General features: G+C 44.3%; 13 protein-coding genes. 8 read left to right on the top strand and 5 right to left on the bottom strand.

Annotation, left to right across the window (positions count from 1 at the left end):
- Nucleotides 1–2 precede the first annotated feature (2 nt).
- Nucleotides 3–5459: a glutamate synthase-related protein gene (locus tag OFY17_RS06470; protein WP_263529915.1), complete on the bottom strand. Its 5457-nt coding sequence runs from the start codon at nucleotides 5457–5459 to the stop codon at nucleotides 3–5.
- Between the two features lie 496 nt (nucleotides 5460–5955).
- On the opposite strand from OFY17_RS06470, the gene OFY17_RS06465 reads away from it, so the two are divergent.
- Genes OFY17_RS06465 through OFY17_RS06455 form a run of 3 tightly spaced genes read left to right on the top strand, consistent with a single transcriptional unit; the run spans nucleotide 5956 to nucleotide 9671 of the window.
- The gene (locus OFY17_RS06465; protein WP_263529914.1) at nucleotides 5956–7452 is read left to right on the top strand and encodes a sensor histidine kinase; all 1497 of its coding nucleotides are present in this window, start codon (nucleotides 5956–5958) and stop codon (nucleotides 7450–7452) included.
- A gap of 19 nt (nucleotides 7453–7471) precedes the next feature.
- On the top strand, nucleotides 7472–7897 hold the full coding sequence (locus tag OFY17_RS06460) for a response regulator (protein WP_263529913.1): 426 nt from the start codon (nucleotides 7472–7474) through the stop codon (nucleotides 7895–7897).
- 28 nt (nucleotides 7898–7925) lie between these two features.
- Complete coding sequence (locus OFY17_RS06455; protein WP_263529912.1) at nucleotides 7926–9671, top strand: putative bifunctional diguanylate cyclase/phosphodiesterase; 1746 nt, start codon at nucleotides 7926–7928, stop codon at nucleotides 9669–9671.
- A gap of 48 nt (nucleotides 9672–9719) precedes the next feature.
- On the opposite strand, the gene OFY17_RS06450 is transcribed toward OFY17_RS06455, so the two are convergent.
- The 4 genes from OFY17_RS06450 to OFY17_RS06435 all read right to left on the bottom strand — a co-directional run bounded on the left by OFY17_RS06450 (nucleotide 9720) and on the right by OFY17_RS06435 (nucleotide 14229).
- Nucleotides 9720–10976, bottom strand: coding sequence for an SO_0444 family Cu/Zn efflux transporter (locus OFY17_RS06450; RefSeq protein WP_263529911.1), 1257 nt, complete (start codon nucleotides 10974–10976; stop codon nucleotides 9720–9722).
- The gene (gene zntR / locus OFY17_RS06445) at nucleotides 10973–11398 is read right to left on the bottom strand and encodes a Zn(2+)-responsive transcriptional regulator (protein ID WP_263529910.1); all 426 of its coding nucleotides are present in this window, start codon (nucleotides 11396–11398) and stop codon (nucleotides 10973–10975) included. Before zntR ends, OFY17_RS06450 begins: the two co-directional genes overlap by 4 nt.
- 222 nt (nucleotides 11399–11620) lie before the next feature.
- Entirely contained in the window at nucleotides 11621–13369 is a 1749-nt protein-coding gene (gene dld / locus OFY17_RS06440) for a D-lactate dehydrogenase (RefSeq protein WP_263529909.1), read from the bottom strand.
- 287 nt (nucleotides 13370–13656) lie between these two features.
- Complete coding sequence (locus OFY17_RS06435; RefSeq protein ID WP_263529908.1) at nucleotides 13657–14229, bottom strand: TetR/AcrR family transcriptional regulator; 573 nt, start codon at nucleotides 14227–14229, stop codon at nucleotides 13657–13659.
- A gap of 127 nt (nucleotides 14230–14356) precedes the next feature.
- On the opposite strand from OFY17_RS06435, the gene OFY17_RS06430 reads away from it, so the two are divergent.
- The 5 genes from OFY17_RS06430 to cobN all read left to right on the top strand — a co-directional run bounded on the left by OFY17_RS06430 (nucleotide 14357) and on the right by cobN (nucleotide 22090).
- A complete protein-coding gene (locus tag OFY17_RS06430) occupies nucleotides 14357–15037 on the top strand; it encodes a peroxiredoxin-like family protein (protein ID WP_263529907.1) in 681 nt (226 codons plus the stop codon).
- A gap of 237 nt (nucleotides 15038–15274) precedes the next feature.
- Nucleotides 15275–16051, top strand: a complete 777-nt coding sequence (cobJ, locus tag OFY17_RS06425) for a precorrin-3B C(17)-methyltransferase (RefSeq protein WP_263529906.1) — start codon at nucleotides 15275–15277, stop codon at nucleotides 16049–16051.
- A 64-nt stretch (nucleotides 16052–16115) separates the two neighbouring features.
- Nucleotides 16116–16925 carry a precorrin-4 C(11)-methyltransferase gene (gene cobM / locus OFY17_RS06420; RefSeq protein WP_263529905.1) on the top strand — a complete coding sequence of 270 codons (810 nt, stop codon included), beginning with the start codon at nucleotides 16116–16118 and terminating at the stop codon, nucleotides 16923–16925.
- A 2-nt stretch (nucleotides 16926–16927) separates the two neighbouring features.
- Nucleotides 16928–18004 (top strand): cobalamin biosynthesis protein CobW, encoded by a 1077-nt coding sequence (gene cobW, locus OFY17_RS06415; protein ID WP_263529904.1) that lies wholly within the window; start codon nucleotides 16928–16930, stop codon nucleotides 18002–18004.
- Between the two features lie 186 nt (nucleotides 18005–18190).
- A complete protein-coding gene (cobN, locus tag OFY17_RS06410) occupies nucleotides 18191–22090 on the top strand; it encodes a cobaltochelatase subunit CobN (RefSeq protein WP_263529903.1) in 3900 nt (1299 codons plus the stop codon).
- Nucleotides 22091–22130: the final 40 nt, after the last annotated feature.

Genomic DNA, 22130 nt, shown 5'->3' with positions numbered 1-22130 from the left:
CGTTATGCGGCTTGTGAACGCATAACGTCGGCAATCACTTTCATATAATGTTTTGCTATTTGCTCATCCAACTCTGGGTGCTCTGCAAGTTCGGCGAGGCTTTGGCGGTCTCGCTCAATGATCCAAGCATTGGTGCCCATAGAGTGGATATCCCACACTTCACGGATCTCAAGGGAGCGCTTGTAATCACTAACGCGTTTTTGAGCTAGTAAAGCCGCGAGTGCATCGTCAGAGTAGCCAGCTAGAGAAGCCTTCATGTCTTTCACAAGAGCATCAACCAGCTTGCGGTCTTTTTGCTGGATTAAGGCTTTAGCCATAATGTCTGTTTGGCTTTGCTCTGCGCTTGGGTTCGCTTTTTGTGCCAACTCTAGAGAGCGGCGTAATACACCAGTAGTAATGATGTATTTCAAAATCAGCGGACTATCGCATTCACCATACTGAGGCACTTGGCTATTAAAGATACTTGCTTGGTCATTTTGATAAGCATCAATCAGTAATGTCAGTTGTTGATTGGCAAAGAACTGTGCCAGCTCTTCTTGCATCTGTGCTGTTTTCGTTGCGGCAAGAATGCTTGAAGATTGCTGGTGGCTCAACATAGGGCGAGGCAAGACAACATAGAAATGCTGACGAGATTCCTGCCAGTTATCTAATAACTTTTTCGCCAAGCTAGAACGGCTGTATTCTGCGTGTTGTTCTAAGTGAATCAATAGTGCTTGCTCTTGACCTGTCACTAGCTGATCATCAGAAGTCATAGGAATGGCAATAACACTGTCTTGGCTGCAACGCTTCACAATATCGCCACTTGGGTCGTATTGGTAAGCGGTACCACCACTCATGCCATTACCAAAGCCTTTGCCGTATTCACCAAGGTTAACCACAGAGCCGTGGGTCATGTATTCACAACCAAAGTCACCAACCCCTTCCACGACAGCAACGGAGCCTGAGTTTCGTACACCAAAACGGTCACCCGCTAGGCCTTGAATAAATACACGGCCACCGGTAGCACCAAAGAGTGCAAAGTTGCCTATCAGCACATTATCTGAAAGAGGGTGCGCTTCTTTGTTTGGGTTTTTAATAACAATCACACCGCCAGAAGCTGCTTTGGCAACACCGTCATTACAAGTACCAGTGTGAACCAACTTCATACCTGTGTTGTTGAAAGCACCAAAACTTTGACCAGCGGAATTACTGGTATGAATCGTGACACTGTCTTGCGCCAATACCCAACGACCATTGCTTAACTGCATGATGGAAGGGTGGGCACGCTTTTCTTCTTCGCTTAGTGTGTAATTTAGGATGCGTTCAATATCAACGGCAAACTGACCAGAAGTGGTTTTGTTGCAGTTGTGTAGAGCAGGTCCTTGAATATCAATCGAAGCGGCTTGTTGTTTAATAAAGTTCTGCTCGAACTCCACTAAGTAATTATCATCTGGTGTGAAATCAGCTTCTAGGTAAACAGGCTTTTCATAAGTAATGGTGTCTGCTTCACGCAGCATGCCTGTCATATCTAGACGACCAATTAAGGACTTGTGATTAATCAAGGCCATTAATTGGCTCTTACCACGGATAGAACGCAATGATGGGTAACCCATAGAAGCTAGAATTTCGCGAACTTCATGGGCCAAGTTGATGAAGTATTGCGCTAAGGCACGCGGGTCACCTTCGTACATTTCGGCATTGGTGGTGAGACCTGCTGGACACTTCACATTACAGTTCTTCGCCATGACACACTTCAGCATCATCAGCGCTGTGGTACCGAACTCAAATGAGTCACCACCCATAAGGGCAGATTTCACCACATCCAAACCAGTTTGGTGTGAGTTGGAGCAACGTAGAACAACCTTGTCACGTAAGCCGTTTTCACTCAGTGCTTGGTGAACTTCGGCGATACCTACGTCAGCAGAACGACCTGTGTTTTTCAAACTGGTGACTTGGGCAGCACCTGTACCACCTGTGTTACCTGCCACGTTAATGACATCAGCACCTGCTTTTGCAACACCAACGGCAATGGTACCGATTCCTTCAGAAGACACGAGTTTGACGATCACTCGTACACGAGCCGCTTTAGCATCGTGAATTAGCTGACCTAAATCCTCAATTGAATAGGTGTCGTGGTGAGGAGGAGGTGAAATCAATTCAACACCCGGAGTCGCACAACGGGCGGCGGCGATTTCAACATCGACTTTGGCCGCAGGCAGCTGACCACCTTCACCCGGTTTAGCACCTTGGGCCAACTTAATTTCAATCTCTTCTAGGCAAGGATCAGCAAGGTAGCCAGTCCAAATGCCAAAGCGACCAGAAGCAAACTGTTTGATCTTACTGCCTTTGATGGTGTTATAGCGACGTGAGTTCTCACCACCTTCACCACAGTTACTCATGGCGCCAACAATGTTTGTGCCTTGGGCGACGGCTTCATGGGCTCTGGATACTAGAGCGCCGTGACTCATAGCACCAGAAGCCAAAGCGGAAGTGATTTCACATGCTGGTTGCACTTGAGTTAAATCAATTGGCTGCGGTGCTGTGTATAGCTTGCTGAAGAACTGAACTGCTGTGTCATTCAGTACCATAACAAGCTGTTCAGCAGAAACATTCAATACAGTGCTTGGTGTTTCACATTTAAACTGGCTAATAATGGCATCTGCCAAGGCTTGATGACGCTCAGTAGAAGGCTCAGATAAGCTAAGTTGCCATTGGTTGTCTTCGGTGCACTCAACCTGCAATCCCTGTACTGGATAGCTTGCGTTGCCTTCTAAATTAAATATTGACAGCTTTTGTGCAAAGTCTTCAGTAGAAACCGCATCGCAAAGGTTAACTGCTAGATGCAGTACATCACGCAAGGAAGCAGGGCGTTCATCACGTTCCGCATACAAGTTTTCACAGAAAGAGCGGTAGGCTGGTGTGATAGTGGCATTGTTAAGCTGCTCATCGGTGCGTTTTTCAAAGCCTAGGTCACGGTAGCTATCGTCTTGCGGTAATGCTGTTTGTTCTATCGCTTCGCTCTCATCCGTACTTTCATCAATATACTGGATGTCTTCTTCCGTCATATTAAGGTATTCACGAACAGAGGTATTACCAAAGGTATGGCCAGCACCATCGCCACGTTCTTTAAATAGACCGAGTACTGGAATTTCATTCTCAGACTGAATCTCAGTTACTTTAGCGTGCCAAGTGGCGGCACTTTTCGCCAAGTCGGCAAATTGAACACCACCAATTGGCGCATCAATATTTGGGAAAATAGTGGCTAGTAGAGGCTCTTTCGTGTCTAAGAAGTTACTCTCGAAGAACTCACCGCCAATGTAACTTTCTGCCGTACATAGACCAAATTTACCCATGGTTTTCATGAGGGCTTTTTCAACGGCTTTTTGGAACTTATTCAGTGCAGCTTGTGCTTCTTCATTGCTGTTCGACAATTCTAATGCACGGTAATAAACCGTAAGAGAACATACTGCAGCGGCACCAAAGCCTAGTAGACAAGCAATGTCGTGGGTGTTGGACGCTTGCCCTGTTTCCATAACGACACTGCAATTAAAGCTCAAACCTGCTTTGATTAAGCGCTGATTTACGGCTGCCATAATCATGATGGCGGGAATAGCGGCTTGGTTCGTGCTGATATTACGGTCAGACAGTATGATGATCTCACCGCCAGCGCGCACCAATGTTTCTACTTGGCTGCAAACTGTTTCAACAGCAGCCAATAGGTTTGCTTGGTTGTTCGCTTCGTTAGTAAGGTCTGGAGTAAATAGAGTCTCTACCGTTTCTACAGATAGATTGTCCTGCAAGCGAATCTGCTGCAATTGTGGCAACTGTAGAATAGGGGAGTTCAATACCAACTGATGGGGCTTGTTACTATCTTTGCCATTATAGAAATTAGGCTTAGGGCCAAGGGCAACACGCAGTGTCATACCATCGGCTTCACGAATACTGTCTAGAGGCGGGTTGGTGACTTGCGCAAAGCGTTGGCTGAAGTAGCGAGACATGCCGCCTTCGTCTTCATTTAATGCGTTAGGGGCAATGCCATAACCCATTGCTGAGATCTTCTCTAGGCCAGTTTGTAGCATAGGGTCCAACATGAACTTGAAGCTTTCTTGGTTCATGCTGTAAGCCACCATTCTGGCAGGAATGGATAAGTCAGATTGTACAGATACATCTGCCAAAGATAGGGCAGGTAAATCGGTTAAATTAAGACGAGTCTTTTCGACGAGTGCTGGGTAATCGGCTTGTGTTGCTAATCTTTCCAGTACCTCTTTGGTGTAAAGGATTTCACCATTTTCATGGTTGAACACTACCATGCCGCCGGCATCAACACGGCCACGGCGGACAATGCTTTCAGGTGGGAAGTCGATTTGCCCCGCTTCACTCATTACTGCTAGGTATTCGTCTGTTTCAACAGTACGTAGAGGCCTTAGCCCTAAGCGGTCAAGGCGAGCGCCCACTTTAATACCATCACTAAAGACGAGTGCGGCTGGGCCATCGTTTTTCTCTTCGCTAAGGCTGAAGTATTCCAGCATGTCTCGAACTTCTGAGCTTAATGTCTCATCGTTCTCCCATGCTGGAGGCATCATAGCCAGCACAGACTCCACAATATCCATGTCGTCTTCAGTAATACGGCGCGCCAACGTTTGGTCAAGACGAGCCGAGTCTGATTGGCCTTTAGGGAAAATAAGCTGCTTGTTATGGGACATAGCAATGGCATTTTCGCTAAGACGGTTTTTTCTATCGGTATTTAATTCACCGTTATGGGCCATGCGGCGGAACGGCTGAGCAAAGATTGGATTAGGTGCTGTATTGGTCGAAAATCGAGTGTGGAAGAACAAGGTCTTAATGCAATGCTCAGGGTGTTGTAAGTCTTTAAAGTAAGGTACGACTTCCCAGCTATTTAAACGGCCTTTATACACTTGTGTATAAGAGCTCATAGAGAGTGGATAAAAACCTTGTAGGTATTCGTCTTGGAAGGCAGGCTCTTCAATTTCAAGCAGAGCTTCATTGATGATAGCTTCAAATTCTTTTTGAGAGCTTGCCGAGCTTGGTCGTGAGAAAACTACTTGGCGGATAGATAACTGTTCCTTCGCGCTGGCTTCGTTTACCGCGCTAATATCGACTTCCACATCACGCCATAATAGAAGGCTTAAGTCATGCTTTTCTAATGCCTTCGAGATAATGCTTTCAGCGGTTTGGTGGGCATTGCTGTTTAAAGGATAAAAGAAGTTGCCAACACCAAAATCGCCGTACTCTAATGAATTGTCGTTGGTTAAGTATCGGTAAAAATTAACCGACAAATCGATGTTTACACCTGCGCCATCACCTATGCCTTGTGCATTCATACCGCCGCGGTGTGGAATCTTACAAAGAGCTTGATGGGAAAGGTTTAGTAGCTCATGGGTCTGAAGACTGAGTTTGTGAGTAATAAAGCCGACGCCGCAGCTAGAATGTTCAGCGTCTTTATCATATAAGCTTCTCATTAATACCTTCCTATTACTTTCTAAAACTATGCGCTAATGAATGTCCCGTTCTTGCGTGTGGCCTACTTGCCCTTCGTTAATAGTTTGTTGTTTTTTCATCGTTATTTAATTTGGCGGTGCAGGATACACACAGAGAAAATCTAATGCAAATCGTTATCATTACCTTTAAATTGCCTGTATGTGCTTGAACTAATGGGATATTTGGCGGTTTGTACTTTTTAGCAGGTGAAACGCAGAGGTTTTCCCTGAAAGGGGAGGGGTTGGGGACTTTTTCCTCTTTTGAAAAATGTTTAAAAAATGGAAGTTAGGCATATAACTCCCCTTTTACACAAATCATAAGCTTTAAGGGTTGTTTTTGGTCTAGTCTTTGTTTATTAATGTAATAAAAGCTCATCTTGAATATTTAAATGTAACTGTAATGTATCTATTTTATGTATTCATTGGACAAGGAATGTAGGGCCAAATAATAACAATAGACAAACAAGGACTTTAATTAATGACTTATCAGGTATTAGTTATCATTGATAGTAAGGCTTCTAAGTCATCTAATTTAGAGGACCCTTTACTTTTCTCAGAGACTCCACATCAGATTACTTCTTTATCCTATGAAGAGTTTGACCACACTAGTGTTTCAGATGATGAGTTCGATTGCGTTATTTTTATAACGCACCTTCACTCATCTTTACCTACTTCGTTGCGTTATTCCTTAATAGATAAGTTTCACCCTACACCAGTTATTGTTGTGTTAGATCAATACGACGAAGAACTAGAAAGAAAGGTAATAAACGAGGGCGCTAGGAACTGTTTTTTTCTTGATTGTTTTGATCAAGCTCACTTTGACTATGCTATGCAGGACGCGATTAGGCTAGCCAAACTTCAATATCATTCGCTTAGTAGAGTAAGTAAATCCAATCAACTTTTTCGGCAATTAAAAGACGAAAATGCGTTCTACGATTTAATTGAAAAAACCATGCCGGCCTACATATTTGTCAAAGATGAAAACTTTGTCATTTTGAGAGCAAATGATCGCTTTATTAATCTATATCCTGAGGAGCTACGTAACCAAGTAGTAGGTTATACAACTCTTGAGCATTATAGCTTGGAAGATAGGGAACCTTTTCTTATTAAGGATAGGGAAGCTTTTGATTATGGTTTTAGTGAAACGCTTGAAAAAATAACCTTTCCCGATGGAAAAGTTCGCACTATGCATACCACGAAAACTCGCTTTGATAGCTTAAATGGGCGCCCCCATATTCTAGGTTTATCTATTGATGTAACAGAGCGAGAGGTTTTAATCGAGCGATTACAAAAGTCCAATAAAGATTTAGAGCAATTTGCTTATACCGCTTCACATGATCTGAAATCCCCATTAAATGCCATTAAGAAATTAGTGAATTGGATAGAGGAAGATTACGGAGAACTTTTTCCAGCAGAAGTTACTACTCAGTTTGGGCTTATTAAAAGCAGAGCAGAGAGAATGTCGCAGCTTTTATCCGATTTACTGGAATACTCTCGTTTGCATAAAAGAATTGGTGAAGGGGACTATGAAAAATTTAAATTTAATGAGTTTGTTAAGCCCATACACGCGCTTAATGAAAACTCTGAAAGCTTTAGCCTTGATGTATCCGATATAGAAGTGCTTTTACCAAAAACCGCATTGAATATCGTACTGTTAAATTTACTGAATAATACTATTAAGCATCATCATGAATCTGTCGGTGTTATTTCTATCAAGGTGGATGAAAATAAGTCGGGTTATATTATCGATTATCAGGATGACGGTCCGGGTATAGACGACATGTATGCGCAAAAAATCTTTGAAATGTTTCAAACACTGCAACCTAGAGACAAAGTGGAAGGCAGTGGAATGGGGTTAGCTATTGTTCAAAAGATAATAGATTACTACGGTGGCAATATTCAACTTATGGATAGCTCAAAAGGCGTTCACTTTCGCATTGTTTGGCCTTCAAAAAATGTACTGAGCAATGATTGATTTTCTCAAGGGAGGGGTTATGAATTCAAACTCGGATGAAGTTTCATTATTAGTCGTTGAGGATGACGACATAGATTTTATGACCATTCAAAGAAGCTTTGCGAAAATGAAAATTGCTAATCCGCTTATTCGAGCGATAGACGGTGTAGAAGCTTTAAATATATTGATGTCAGGTGAGGTCTCAAAACCCTTCATAGTATTACTAGACCTCAATATGCCCAGAATGGGTGGACATGAGTTATTAAATAGCATCCGTTCTACGGAGGGAATAGCAGATACGGTTATTTTTATACTGACTTCCTCCGCGGATGAAAAAGATATTCTAAAAAGCTACCAATACAATGTGGCTGGTTACTTTGTTAAAGAAGAAGCTGGGCAAGGATTTTTAGAAATATTGTCTTTATTAAATGGTTATTGGCGTATTGCCTGCCTTCCCAAAAAATAACACGTTAGAGAAAGAGTGAATAAAGCTCATGGCTAAACTTAGAGTATTGATTATCGATGATGATACGGTTTCTCGCTTAGAGTTGAGAAGGGCGTTGTCACACTCTATGGCAGGCTCAAATGACCAATATAATATTGACGAAGTGAATTGTGCCCAAGATGCGTTAGTGAAATTAGAGTCTAATTTTTATGACGTATTATTGGTTGACTACTTGTTACCTGGAGCCAATGGAATAGATTTTCTTTTTGATATAAAAGAGTCGACAACTGGCCATAACGTTACCATTATCATGATAAGTAATCATTCTGACGATGATCTTATTGTTGAGTCTATCGATGCTGGTGCCCATGATTTCATCTTAAAGTCGGATCTTTCTGCATCTTTTTTAAAGCGCTCAATACTTCAGGCGAGAAAACGCTACGAACTCGAACAAGCTATTCATAGTAGCTATCAAAAAGTGAGACAACTCGCTGAGAGAGATATTCTAACAGGGTTATTTAATCGCTATTACTTTGATGAATATTTGTCCCATAAATTGAGTGTAGACCTAGGCAGTAACAAACGATTCGCCATCATGGTCATCGATATTAATAATTTTAAGCGCTTGAATGACACCCATGGCCATAATGTGGGCGATAAATTAATTTGTGCAATTGGTAGAAGACTTTCTAGCTGGTTTGGTGCAAATGAAAAGGTGTTTAGGATTGGTGGCGATGAGTTTGCCTTTATCTTGGACTACTCAGGAAGTAGCCAATCTTTGCTTGTTAAAGGTAACTCCCTAGTAAAAGCGTTATCAGCGCCCTTTTCGGTAGACGGCGTGGTGCATCATTGCTCTGGTAGTATTGGAGTGTCAACCTTTCCTCAGCATGGTACTTCATCTAGTGAGCTGGTTAAATGCGCAGAAATTGCCATGTATCGTGCTAAATCAACCAGTGAACATATACGCTTATATCAAGATGGTATGAAAGAAGAGTTGCTTCTTAAATACAGTGTTGAGACGGAACTTAAAGCGGCGAATATAGAAAAAGATTTTTCACTGCAATACCAACCTATTATGAAAAATGACCGCGTCAAAGGGGTTGAAGCCTTAGTGCGCTGGACAAACGGTACCTCAACACAAAGGCCAGATATTTTTATTCCTATCGCTGAAGAAAGTGGTGTGATTATTCCTTTGGGTAAATGGATAGTAGAAAAGGCCATTCAAGATATTCTTGATTATATTTTATGGGGAGATGATTTTTACCTTTCGATTAATGTATCGCCTCGCCAATTACAGGACAGGTCATTTGGCTATTTCCTTATTGATTGCCTAGAGCGACATCAAGTTTCACCTTCCAATTTGATTGTAGAGATTACCGAAACCGCAATGCTGGAAGACGATGAAACTTCATTGGAAACCATAGAGAGGCTGGCTGGAGCAGGTGTTCAAATCGCTTTTGATGATTTTGGTACGGGCTACTCGTCGTTATCTCATTTACTCAAATGGCCAATTGATTTTATTAAAGTAGATAAGTCTTTATTAGATGAGATTGATTTGTCTGTAGGCTCAACGACTAATACCGTATTGGAAGGCTTAGCGTTAATGCTCAATAAGCTAGAACTAAAAACCATTGCGGAAGGTATTGAAAGGCAGGAACAAGCTGATTTTTGTCGCAAATTAGGTATGGAGGCTCATCAAGGGTATCTTTATTCGAAACCCTTGGATATTGAGCCGCTGCACGAATTTTTAAGAAAAAACAGCAAAATAGAAAGGCTAAACGGCACCTTGATTTAAGAGGTTAGAGCTTCTATTAGTTTTCACTTCTATTAAATTGCACATCCATTAAATCGCGTTTCTATTTCGGGTATATTTTTTCATATATTGGAAGCCAATAAGCCCAGCTAACACAATGGCAGAAGCGATATAGAGTGGATCTGTCATTGGGTGATGGTGTCCAGCATTAACCTGCATGCTCCAATCAAAGTATTTCACTAGCCAATCTAGGATCAAACCTGATGCTATTGCCGTGGCGATTACACCGACTAGATACGCGGCTAAAGAGCGATTCCCCAATTCATTTTTTACCACCATGAGTGTGGCGATATTAGTCGCAGGGCCAGCAAGCATAAAGACCAAAGCTGCCCCGGGAGAAATGCCTGACAGCATCAAACCAGCAGCGATAGGCGTGGAAGCCGTAGCACAAATATACATGGGAATGGATATAAGGATGATGACGAGCATCGCCCATACACTGGTACCGTATTGAAGAAAGAAGTCAGTAGGTACAAAAGTCTTGATGATAGCAGCAAAGAATAAACCGATTAATAACCATGTCATAAAGTCAGAAAGCAGCTTTCCGTAACCATATTTAATGGCACGACCCACTTTGGTAACGATAGTGTCTTCTGGTGCTGATTGTGTTCCACAGCAGCTGGCTGTTTCAGGTTTAATAGCGGGCTCAGCTTTCTCTTGTTTGCTACTACAGCAGCTGGATGTTTCTGCTTTAACAGCAGGTTTAGGCTTGTTACTCTTACTGCTGCAACAGCTCACAGTTTCAGTTTTAATGTCTGGCTCTGCTTTAGCCTGTTTACTGCTACAACAGCCCGTTGTTTCGGCCTTCACACTAGGCTCTGCTGTCTTTTGATTGCTACAACAGCTGCTTACTTTTGTGTCAGTCTCTGTAGTGCCTGCTGGAGTTTCCTTATCCCATACTTGTACTAGCTTGCCAGCCACAATGGCTGAGGCAATGGCGGATATAGGTCGAGCAATGGCCATGATTGGGTTCATAAGAGCTAATGTGATACCGATAGAATCGACTCCTGTTTCAGGGGTCGCCACCATGAAACTGGCTGTGCTGGCTTTGCTTGCACCTGCCCGACGAATCCCCATCGCTGTTGGGATCACGGAACAGGAGCAAAGAGGGATTGGCGCGCCAATCAGTGCCGCTGTGGTCACAGAGCTGTCTTTACCAAGCACTTTTTGAATCCATGATTCGGGTACTGCCTGCTTAATGATGCCAGCAATAAAAAGCCCTATTAACAAATAAGGTGCTGACTCCATGAAAAGTTCAAAGAAGTTGCCTATAAACTCCATAATCATTGGTTGTTCTCCTTATTCGCTGAAGAGTCCGCTTCAAGCGTATCGAGTATTCGACAGAATTCCGCACTTTCGACCCCACCACAGCAGGCGTCGCTGAGTTGATGCAGTGTGTTTAGCAACTGTTGCATTTGCTGGATCTTACTTTCGACATCAAGAATCTTTTGTTCTGCTATTTGCTTAGCGTCTTCACAAACATAATTCGCTTTGTCAGCACGTATGGACAGTAATTCAGATACTTCCTCCAAACTAAAGCCAGTATCTCGGCAACGCTTGATGAACTTGGCGGTACTTAAATCTTGCTCAGTATATTGACGATAGTTGGAACCACTTCGGCTGCTGGCTTGAATTAAGCCCTGTTGTTCGTAGTAGCGAAGGGTGGACGAACTGATGCCTGACGATTTGGCGAGTTGACCTATTTTCATGTCTACCTCCAATATGAGCTACTAAAGATGTTTCTTTTAAGTGATAGCGCAAGTATAAACCTTAGAGTTAACTTTAAGGTCAAGGCGTGAAGGAAAATTTATGGAAGAAAGTCGTATTTTTGGAAAGTAATATCTGGAAAACGATAATAAAAACAGCATAAAAAAACGAGCACTAGGCTCGTTTTTACTGACTCTGATTTTTACCAGTCTTGCTTTTAATGCTTAGTGATGGCTACAACCACAAGATGGACCATCGTCTTGACCGGCATAGTGCTTCAGCTTACTAGTTTTACCAATCCCAGCATTGAAGCTGTTAGTTGGGTCAATTTGCTTATAGAAGTTACGGAGTGACTGCTTGGCAACATATTCATTACCCACGTTATGCTCGGCTGGATATTCTGCGCCGCGCTCATCATAGGTTTTCAGAATTTTTTGCTTAACGGCTTTCGCATCTGAACCTTCTTTCATAATGTAATTCTGGTGCATAACATGGCAGAAGAAGTGTCCGTAGTAGAGTTTTACGGCCAAGTGGTCTTCAATTTCTGCAGGAAGATTTTCTACCCACTCACGCTCGTTGCGAGGGAAAGCCACATCGATAGTCATGATACTACCCAGCTTCGCTGACTCTTTTTCCATGATGAGCTTACGACCAATGGCGCCACCAGCAACAAATCGATGAAGGATAGCTTGATCTGACTCACGTTCGGTACAGGCGAAGAAATCACCTTCGTTATCATTATGTTGAAAGAAGCTCTCTAAGTATTCTCGTGCTTCGTCTACACAATCGTTGCTGGTTTCAATAATCCAGTGGTGTTCATACTTATCACGGAAGTCTTCCATACGCTTAGGCAGGTGGTTTGGCATGAACTTACTCATGAACTGCAACATACGGTCAGAGAACTTGCTTGGCAAGAATGGGATTTTTTCCGCCATGCTGTCGATAGAGCGCTTCATTGAAAACAGCTTAGGCATGTATTTAGCGCCTAGTTTATCAATGACAACGAAAGAATCTTTACCGTACTTTTTACAAGCATCGTAACAATCGCGGTGTAGGTATTCACCAGAGATCGGCAGGTTCTTAAAAGTGGATAACATGTCACGACGAATTTGTGTCATCACAGTGGAATCATTCGTACCCACATAATAAGTACATTGCTTCTCAGCAATCGGGAAGGTATCTAAGCGAACGGCAAATACCGCCAGTTTACCGGCACAACCTGAAGATTCATGAAGGCGGCGAGGATCGGCATTAAAACGTGATGGTGTGTCCGCATCAATTTCACGAACGCGTTCATGGTACTGATTATCAGAAGCTAATTTATTAGGGAACTCCACATCGTCTTCTTGGTAGCGTCCGTTATGCAAATTGGTCAGCATTTCTTCTGGTGTGTCACCAAGCTTGATGCCAAGGTTATTGACCAGTTGTAGTTGGCCCTCTGCATTAACTTGCGCATAAATCGCTAACTCTGTGTAAGCTGGGCCACGGTGAACTAAAGCACCGCCAGAGTTATTACAAACACCACCGACAATAGAAGCACCGATACAAGAAGAACCGATTACAGAATGCGGTTCACGCCCAAACGGTTTTAGCTGATCTTCCAAACCAAACAAAGTACTGCCCGCAAGGCCGATGATTTGTTTGCCTTGGTCAATAATTTGAATCTCGCTAATACGCATTGTGCTAATGACAACAACAGGACGATCATAGCTATTGCCATCTGGTGTTGAACCACCGGTTAAACCTGTGTTTGCTGCCTGCATAATAACAATGACATCCGCTGCAACACACACCTCTAACAGTTTCCATATTTCTAACAAGGTACCCGGTCTAGCCACCGCAACGGCACTGCCCGAACCCAATCGAAAGCCTTTGCAGTAAGGTGCGGTTTTCGCAGCAGAGGTTAGGGTGTAGCGTTTTCCAACAATCTCTTGAAAACGCGAAATCAATTCGTTAACAGGCAGTTTAGACATAAGCTTGGGTACCATAAAATAAATTCGAGGTAAGTATACGGAATTAAGCAAAAGTTAAAATGAAATTTGCGAATAAAGTCTTGAGTTACATCAATATGATTTTGTCTAAAAGGTCACAGAAAGCGCTCATGAAAATAAGAGCTGGCTGCCTTTGCATAGACTCATAGCAAACTATTTATTCAATGATGTAATACGCTCATAACGAATAATTAGATTCATATTAGGTGAGGGGAATACGGGAAGGGCTGGGCCAAGAGGGTTAAGCCAAGAGGGCTAAGCCAATAAAGTTAAGCGTTATTTGGCCAAATTAGCCAAGGTAAGCCAATGCGTGCTGCGGCAATCAACTGCTCTTTTGAATGACTATGGTATCCATAAACTCTAATGCCGAAGATATGCACCATCAAGCTTGCCGCTCTGGCACTTGCTTCCTCTTCGGAATGACTTTTCAGAAAGTAGCTTTGATATAAGGTTTCTACTTTTCTTAACTGCTGAGAAACATATTCTTTTAGTTCAGTTTGATCTGCATTGAGTTCTAACTGGCTCTTCACTAGAAAGCAGCTGCAATACTCAGTCTGGCACGACTCATTAATCAAGTTCATCAGAATATGTGGAATGGCTGCTTCGGCATTGTCATATTGCGTCAGAATGGCTTCCAACTTGGCTAGTGATTGTTGAGTATAAAAATCAAGAGACTCTTTAAACAAACCTTCTTTATTGCCAAAAGCCAAATAAATGCTGCCGGGCTTTAGGCCAGTTTCTGCTACCACAGTTTGCATAGAGGTCGCATTGTAGCCCAATCGCCAAAAAGCATTGGATGCGTTTTCTAGTACCTGTTGCTTGTCAAACTGAGCTCTCGCCATGGTAGAGATAGCCTTTATTAATAAATGATGTGTGTTGCAAGTATAGCGACTGAATCAAGCTCACTCAAGATTTTGAGTGATCATTCAAAAAATAGCTTGATTGATCGTTCAAGTGGTGTTTGAATGAATGTTCAAGTTAATTCAATCTATCGATGAGGTTCACATGTCATTACAAGATAAGATCGCAGAATACAAAGCAGGCTTCGTTCAAAAAGCACCAGAGCATGTTCAAGCTTTGATGAAGCAAGCAACACTAAACCTTTCAGAAACAGGCATTGTTGATAAAGCACCAAAAGTGTCTGAAAAACTTCTGCCTTTCTCTCTGCCAAATCAAAATGGTGAAACAGTAAGCCTAGAATCACTATTAGAAGAAGGCCCAGTTGTCTTAACTTTTTACCGTGGTGGCTGGTGCCCATACTGCAACCTAGAACTAAAAGCTTTCCAAGACCAGTTAGCAAACATTAAAGCGGAAGGTGCTAGCCTTGTTGCTATCACACCAGAATTGCCAGACGCGTCACTTTCTACGGCAGAAAAGAATGAATTAGAGTTTTCTGTGTTGTCGGACGTAAATTCTGAGTACGCGAAAAGCCTTGGCCTTGTTTTCTCATTAGCCGAAGAACTACGTCCAATTTACTTGTCTTTCGGTATTGAAGTTGAAAAGCACAATGGTGAAGGTCAATTTGATCTGCCTCTAGCAGCAAGCTTTGTTATTGCTAAAGACGGCACTATCGTTAGTGCTTTTGTGGATGCTGACTACACAGCTCGCCAAGAGCCAGCAGAACTAGTAGAAGTATTGAAAGGTCTTTAATTTATTCTTCTACTTAATTAGAAAGCTCAATAACGAAGAGCTATTTAATTGAAGCTTCCATAGCCAAAAAGCCAGTTAATAACACTAACTGGCTTTTTTGTGCCTGTTTCTTATTATTTATACTCCCACCTGAACAATGTTCATTTTGAAACTAGACCTTTTCATCCCAAAAAATCACCAACCCCTGTACAATGCTGCTATTCGCGTTTTAAGCGCATGATTTGATATAGAGATGACATGACGAAGTTATTTGTAATGGGCATGGGGCCCGGTGATTTAGGCCTAGTAGCACCCAATGCCACAAAAGCATTAGCAGCTTGTACTGATTGGGTGGCCTATGGCTATTACCTAGATTTATTAGGTGAGTTGAGCGAAGGCAAACAATTCCACGACTTACCACTGGGTGAAGAAATTGGCCGAGCACGTTTGGCGCTAAGTTTGGCGGCAGAAGGTAAAACAACAGCCTTAATTTCCAGCGGCGATATTGGCATATACGCCATGGCGACCTTGGTGTTTGAACTGCTCGACCAGCAGTTGCAAGGTAAAGAGAACCACCCTGAATGGTTGGACGTAGAGATAGAAGTTATCCCCGGTATTTCTGCTATGCAAGCAGGCGCTAGCCGAGTGGGTGCCATGTTAGGTCACGACTTTTGTACCATCTCATTATCTGACCTACTGACCCCGTGGGAAACCATAGATAAGCGTCTTCATGCCTGTGGTGCTGGGGATTTTGTGGTGTCTTTTTATAACCCAGTATCGAAAAAGCGGGACTGGCAATTGAACCACGCCCGTGATGTCTTATTGCAATATCGTCCAGCGAGTACTCCGGTGATGATTGGCCGACAGCTTACAAGACCAGAAGAAGAAATTACCTTCACGACATTGGGCGAGTTGGATGCCAAAGACGTAGACATGTTTACCATGGTCAGCGTAGGCAATTCGGACACTAAGCACATAGTGAATGGGCAAAAGAATTGGATCTATACACCTCGCGGGTATTCCAAAAAACTTTAACGCTTAACACCTAACTCTTAGAAAGACAGAGTTGTTTAAATAGCGTGAAAATTAAGGTAGTAAAATGACAGTTTTCTTTATCGGCGCTGGGCCGGGCGATCCTGATTTAATGACGGTAAAAGCCGTTAAAACCATAGAGCGTTGTCAGGTCATTCTGTACGCAGGGTCTCTCATTCCCATGCAAGTCATCGACAGTGTGCGTGGCTCGGCAGAAGCTATTTACGACACAGCAGAAATGACGCTCGAAGAAACCACGGCTGTGATCGAAAAAGCCTCGGAAGAGGGTAAAGATGTGGCACGCCTACAATCGGGTGACCCTGCTTTATACGGTGCCATTGGCGAACAAATTCGTCGTTTAGAAGCTTTGGATATAAATTACGAAGTGATTCCCGGTGTCAGTGCTGTGGCCGCTTCAGCTGCTTTATTGAAAAAAGAGCTGACTCTTTCGGGTGTGTCTCAAACTGTCATCATGACCCGCTATGAAGGCAAAACCCCTTTCCCTGAAAGAGAGCGTTTGCCGGCCCTTGCACAAAGTGGCGCGACCTTGGCGATTCACCTTGGTATTACCCGCATTCATAAAATTGTAGAAGAGCTGATTCCTCACTATGGGGAAGATTGCCCTGTGGCTGTGTGTTATCGCACTAGCTGGCCAGACCAAGATTTTGTGGTCGGTACCCTAGCTGACATAGTGGCAAAAGTAAGGGAGAAGAAATTTACCCGCACTAGCTTAGTATTGGTGGGCAAGGTCTTAGATACGGACGACTTTGCCGATTCTTATCTCTACGATAAAAGTCAGCCGCACATATTTAGAAAAGTACACAAACCGAAAACACGCTCTGTGACTTCAGAGCAACCTAAAAGTGAGAAGGATTGATCATGCAACTTAATAAAATTCCAACGACAATCGTGACTGGCTTTCTAGGTAGCGGTAAAACCACGCTCTTGTCTAATGTTTTGAAACAAGCCCAAGGCAAACGCATTGCCGTTATCGTAAATGAGTTTGGTGAACTGGATATTGATTCCGATTTACTGCGTTCTTGTCCTCTGGATTGTGACGATGAGCAAGGCGCCGGAGAAGGGGATGATGGTTTCTATGAACTGGCTAATGGTTGTATCTGCTGCACGGTAGAAGAAGAGTTCTTACCTGTTATGGAACAATTGGTTGCTCGCCGTGACGACATTGACCACATTCTTATTGAAACCAGCGGTTTGGCTCTACCTAAGCCCCTAGTACAAGCCTTCAATTGGCCGGGTATTAAAGAATACTGCACAGTGGATGCGGTTATCACAGTCGTTGATGGTGCAGCTGTCGCTGCAGGTCGTTTTGCCCATGATGAAAACAAGGTGCAAGCGCAACGTGAAGCAGACGAAAGCCTAGATCATGATCCAAGTTTGCAAGAGCTACTGGATGATCAGCTAAGTGCAGCGGATCTTGTGGTAGTGACCAAAAACGATTTGCTAGATGAGCCATCCCGTGACCGAGTACAGGGTGTGATTAGCCATGAAGTACCGAGCACGGTGAAAACCGTCTACGTGGAAAATGGCGAAGTCGCACTGGATGCTTTGTTGGGTATCGATGCTGCAACCGAAAGCCGTATTGAAGAAGTTCATAACCACCATGATCACCATCACGCCCATGGTGAGCATCATGATCATGCCCACGATCATTTTGACTCTTTTGTTATCACCCTTGGTGAAGTGCAATCCGACCTTTTGCAAGAAACCCTTACCCAGCTGGTGGAGCAACATAATATCTTCCGAGTAAAAGGTTTTGCGGCGGTACATGGCAAGCCTATGCGTCAGGTATTCCAAGTGGTCGGTACGCGTCTAGACCGTTACTTTGATCGTCTATGGCAAGCGGATGAAGCCCGTAAAACGCAACTGGTTTTCATCGGTAAAGGTATTTCTAAATCGCAAATCGAAGGTGCCTTGCTTGATTCTTTAAGCGCTTAAAAAGACCTTTCACGACTACTTCGCTTGTTAATACGTCGTTAAAAACAGACTCGAAATGCTCATTTATAACTTATAAACTCCGCTTTCTCGTCTGTTTTTGCCTTGTCTTATCTTCGCTCGCGACATCGTGTTAAGGCTTTTGGGGTTTTGAATATTCAAATTAAGTGAATTACGGGGAAATAAGAAGTGCATCTATTAGCAGCCAAACCGGGGGGATTTGTAGACGACGAAGGCATTGTCGACCTAGGACAAACCCCTGCGAATATCGTTGTTTTGGCTGCTGCTGATTCCGTATTAAGTGCCTTAGGCAGTGGTTTAGATTCCCTGCATGCTTCCCTAGCAGATGAATTAGCCGATGATGGATTGGATGCTAGTCAATTACCAACGGTACGCCTTGCTAACTGGATGCAACTCGTAAAACCCGCCGCCTATGACCTTTATGAAGATAAGGTGTTGGACTCGGCAAACCTAGTAGTAGTTTCCCTATTGGGCGGCGAGCATTACTGGGCTTATGGCTTTCAACAGCTGCAAGCGTGGGCGCAAGCCAAGCCAAACCGCACTCTTATTTTTGTACCGGGGGACGACACTCCAGATCCTGCCTTACTGCAAGCTTCTAGCTGTAGCATGGAAAACGCCCACCGAGTATGGCGTTATCTTCGTGAAAGTGGCCTTGCCAACAGTGAAGCTTTATTCCGATTTCTTTTTGCGGAATTCTTCCAACACCAGATTGTATGGCGAGAGCCAGCCCCTTTGCCCAATGCCTTGCTCTATTTCAAAGGCCAAGCGTCTAGCCTGAGTGAATGGCAGTCTCACTATGAAGCGGACTTAACCAATAAGCCTGTGGCCTTAGTGCTTTTCTATCGCTCTCATTTGCAGAGTGGCAATACAGGCATGTTCGATGCCTTGCTAGAAGTAATGGAAGATGAAGGCATGGTGCCACTGGCAGTTGCCGTTGGCTCATTGAAAGACGCGGTTTGCGTTAGCTTAATCGAAACGCTAGCCACACAAACCCAAGCCAGCGTTATTTTGAACACCACAGGCTTTGCGGCGAACCGTGTGGGTACGCCTGATCTTGCTTCTGAACCGACGGATTTTCAGTCAGCTTTTGATTTACCCTTGCCTGTTTTGCAGTTGATTTTATCGGGCAGTACGGAAGAAGACTGGCAGCAGCAAACTCAAGGTTTGCGCAGTCGAGATGTGGCCATGCAAATCGTATTGCCTGAAATGGACGGCCGTATTGTCACCCGTGCAGTGAGCTTTAAAGCTTTAAGCCATTACCATGAAACTGCTCAAATCGACCTGATACGTTATGAGCTTCATGAAGAGCGAGCGAGGTTTGTCGCTCAATTGGCTAAGCGCTACGCCAACCTTGCCAGTAAAGCCAATAGCGAAAAACGCATTGCATTTGTATTGGCCAACTACCCAACCAAAGATGGTCGCATTGGTAATGGTGTGGGGCTAGATACCCCTGCTTCAACGGTGAACTTACTCAATGCCTTGGCGCAAGCTGATTATCCCATCGAAGATATTCCAGCCGATGGCAATGGCTTAATTGAAGCTTTATTAGGTGTGGTGACCAATAACCCTAATAGCCTTCATGAGCGGGGGTGTTGGCAGAGTTTGGCGCTGGATACCTACCTAGAATATTTTTATCAGTTGCCTTTGTCCTCTCAACAAGCGGTTTGGGAAAGGTGGGGGCCACCGGAAGACGACCACAAATGCCGAGAGCAAAATGGCCAATGGCGCATTATGCTAGCGGGTATTCGTTTAGGGGAGACCTTTGTGGGCATTCAGCCAGCACGAGGTTTCAACCTTGATCTGTTAGCAAACTACCATGACCCAGATTTGGTGCCGCCTCACAGCTATTTGGCTTTCTATTTTTGGCTGCGTCACGTTTATAAAGTGGATGCTTTTGTACACGTGGGCAAACATGGCAATCTCGAATGGTTACCGGGTAAAGGTACGGCCTTGTCTGATGAATGCTGGCCAGATATCGCCCTTGGGCCAATGCCCAACTTTTACCCTTTTATCGTCAATGATCCGGGGGAAGGGGCGCAGGCCAAACGCCGTAATCAAGCTACTATTATTGATCACCTGATGCCGCCGATGACACGAGCGGAAAGCTATGGGGAAATGGCCGAGCTGGAAAACTTGGTAGACGAGTACTACCAAGCTATGGGTATGGATATTCGTCGTGAAACTTGGTTACGGGAACAAATTCTCAAAAAGGTTCAAGAAACCCACTTATTAGAAGAACTCAGCTCGGTGGATGCCCAAGATGAAAAATCGGTACTTGAGGGGCTAGACACTTACCTATGTGACATTAAAGAAGCACAGATTCGCCATGGTTTGCATCGCCTTGGCCAATTGCCAGAGGAAGACAAGTTCGCCGATACATTGGTAGCCTTATTGCGCTTACCCCGCGGTAACGAAGTGACCAGTCAGGGGATTTTGCACAGCTTAGCCAAAGACCTAAATTTATGGGCAAAGGACGACAGCTTTGACCCAATGCAAAGCCTGCGCACCCCTTGGTTAGGCGATAAGCCAGCCCAGTTGTTGGCGGTGAGTAATGAAGATTGGCGAACCCATGCTGACACCAAAGAGCGGTTAGAATTGCTCGCAAAAGACTTGGTGTTGGCGCATCTCATCCACCAAGAAAACTTAGATTTGATCGAAATCGATTTACCGCAAACCGCCGCTTTATTAGCCCACAGTAAAACCACCTTAATGGCGGCTCTAGAGCGTAGCGCAGAAGCTGAAATCTCGGCGCTGATAACTGGCTTAGAGGGCGGCTTTATTCCTCCGGGGCCAAGTGGCGCACCCACAAGAGGGCGCTTAGATACTTTGCCCACAGGTCGCAACTTCTTCTCTGTGGATAATAGAGCCATTCCGTCTCCAGCGGCGTGGGCAATTGGTCAAAAATCGGCGGAAGCCTTAGTGCAACGCCATTTACAAGAACACGGTGATTACCCGAAAGACCTAGGTTTGTCCGTGTGGGGTACGGCCACCATGCGAACGGGGGGCGATGATATTGCCCAAGCCTTTGCGTTGATGGGGGTTCGCCCTATTTGGGCACCGGGATCAAATCGTGTCACTGACTTTGAAGTTTTATCTTGCATGCAACTTGGTCGTCCAAGGGTGGATGTCACCTTACGAGTATCTGGCTTCTTCCGAGATGCTTTTGCCAATGTTATGCGGCTTTATGACGCGGCTGTGCAAGCCATTGCCGATTTCGAAGAACCAGGACAGGGCAATGTGATTCGTCAAAATATCACTGCCCGTAAGCAAATCTTGCTTGAGCAAGGAATGGACGAAACACAAGCGAGTCGACAAGCCTCTTATCGAGTATTTGGTAGTAAACCGGGGGCATATGGCGCTGGCCTACAGGGCTTGATTGACGAGCGTTGTTGGGACAGCAAAGCCGACCTTGCGGAAGCCTATGTGAACTGGGGCGGCTACGCCTACGATGGTAGCTATCATTCTGGTGAAACCTCAGGTCAACAGGATGGCGTTGAAGCGAAAGGCGCTTTTGTCGAGCGTTTGTCCCAGTTAGACGCAGTGGTACAAAACCAAGATAATCGCGAGCACGATATTCTCGATTCGGACGATTATTACCAGTTCCAAGGGGGGATGACCAATGCGGTCACTGAGTTTAGTGGACAAGTGCCGAGCGTGTACCATAATGACCATTCCAATCCGACCAGCCCTAAGGTGCGTACTTTAAAAGAAGAGCTAAACCGTGTGGTGCGCTCCCGTGTCTTGAACCCGAAATGGATCGGTGCCATGCAAGAGCACGGCTATAAAGGGGCGTTTGAAATGACGGCGACCGTGGATTACTTGTTCGCCTACGATGCCACCACAGATTTGGTATCCGATTACCAATACGAACAAGTCACAGACAGCCTTTTACTCGACCCGAAAAACCAGCAATTTATGCGCGATAATAATCCCCATGCCCTAGAGGAAATGGGCGAGCGATTGTTAGAAGCAATTCAACGTGGCATGTGGCAAAATGCCGATGACCACCAAGAGCAGATTCAATCCCTGTTGATTGATTTAGATCAGCAGCAAGAGCAAGGCCGGTAACTCATAATACTGGCCATGTAAAAATGAGAAAGAACAGCAT

Source organism: Marinomonas sargassi, from assembly GCF_025716875.1.
In the GTDB taxonomy this organism is placed as follows: Bacteria; Pseudomonadota; Gammaproteobacteria; order Pseudomonadales; family Marinomonadaceae; genus Marinomonas; species Marinomonas sargassi.
The sequence above is the reverse complement of the archived record's forward strand: the minus strand, read 5'-3'. Positions and strand labels throughout refer to the sequence as shown.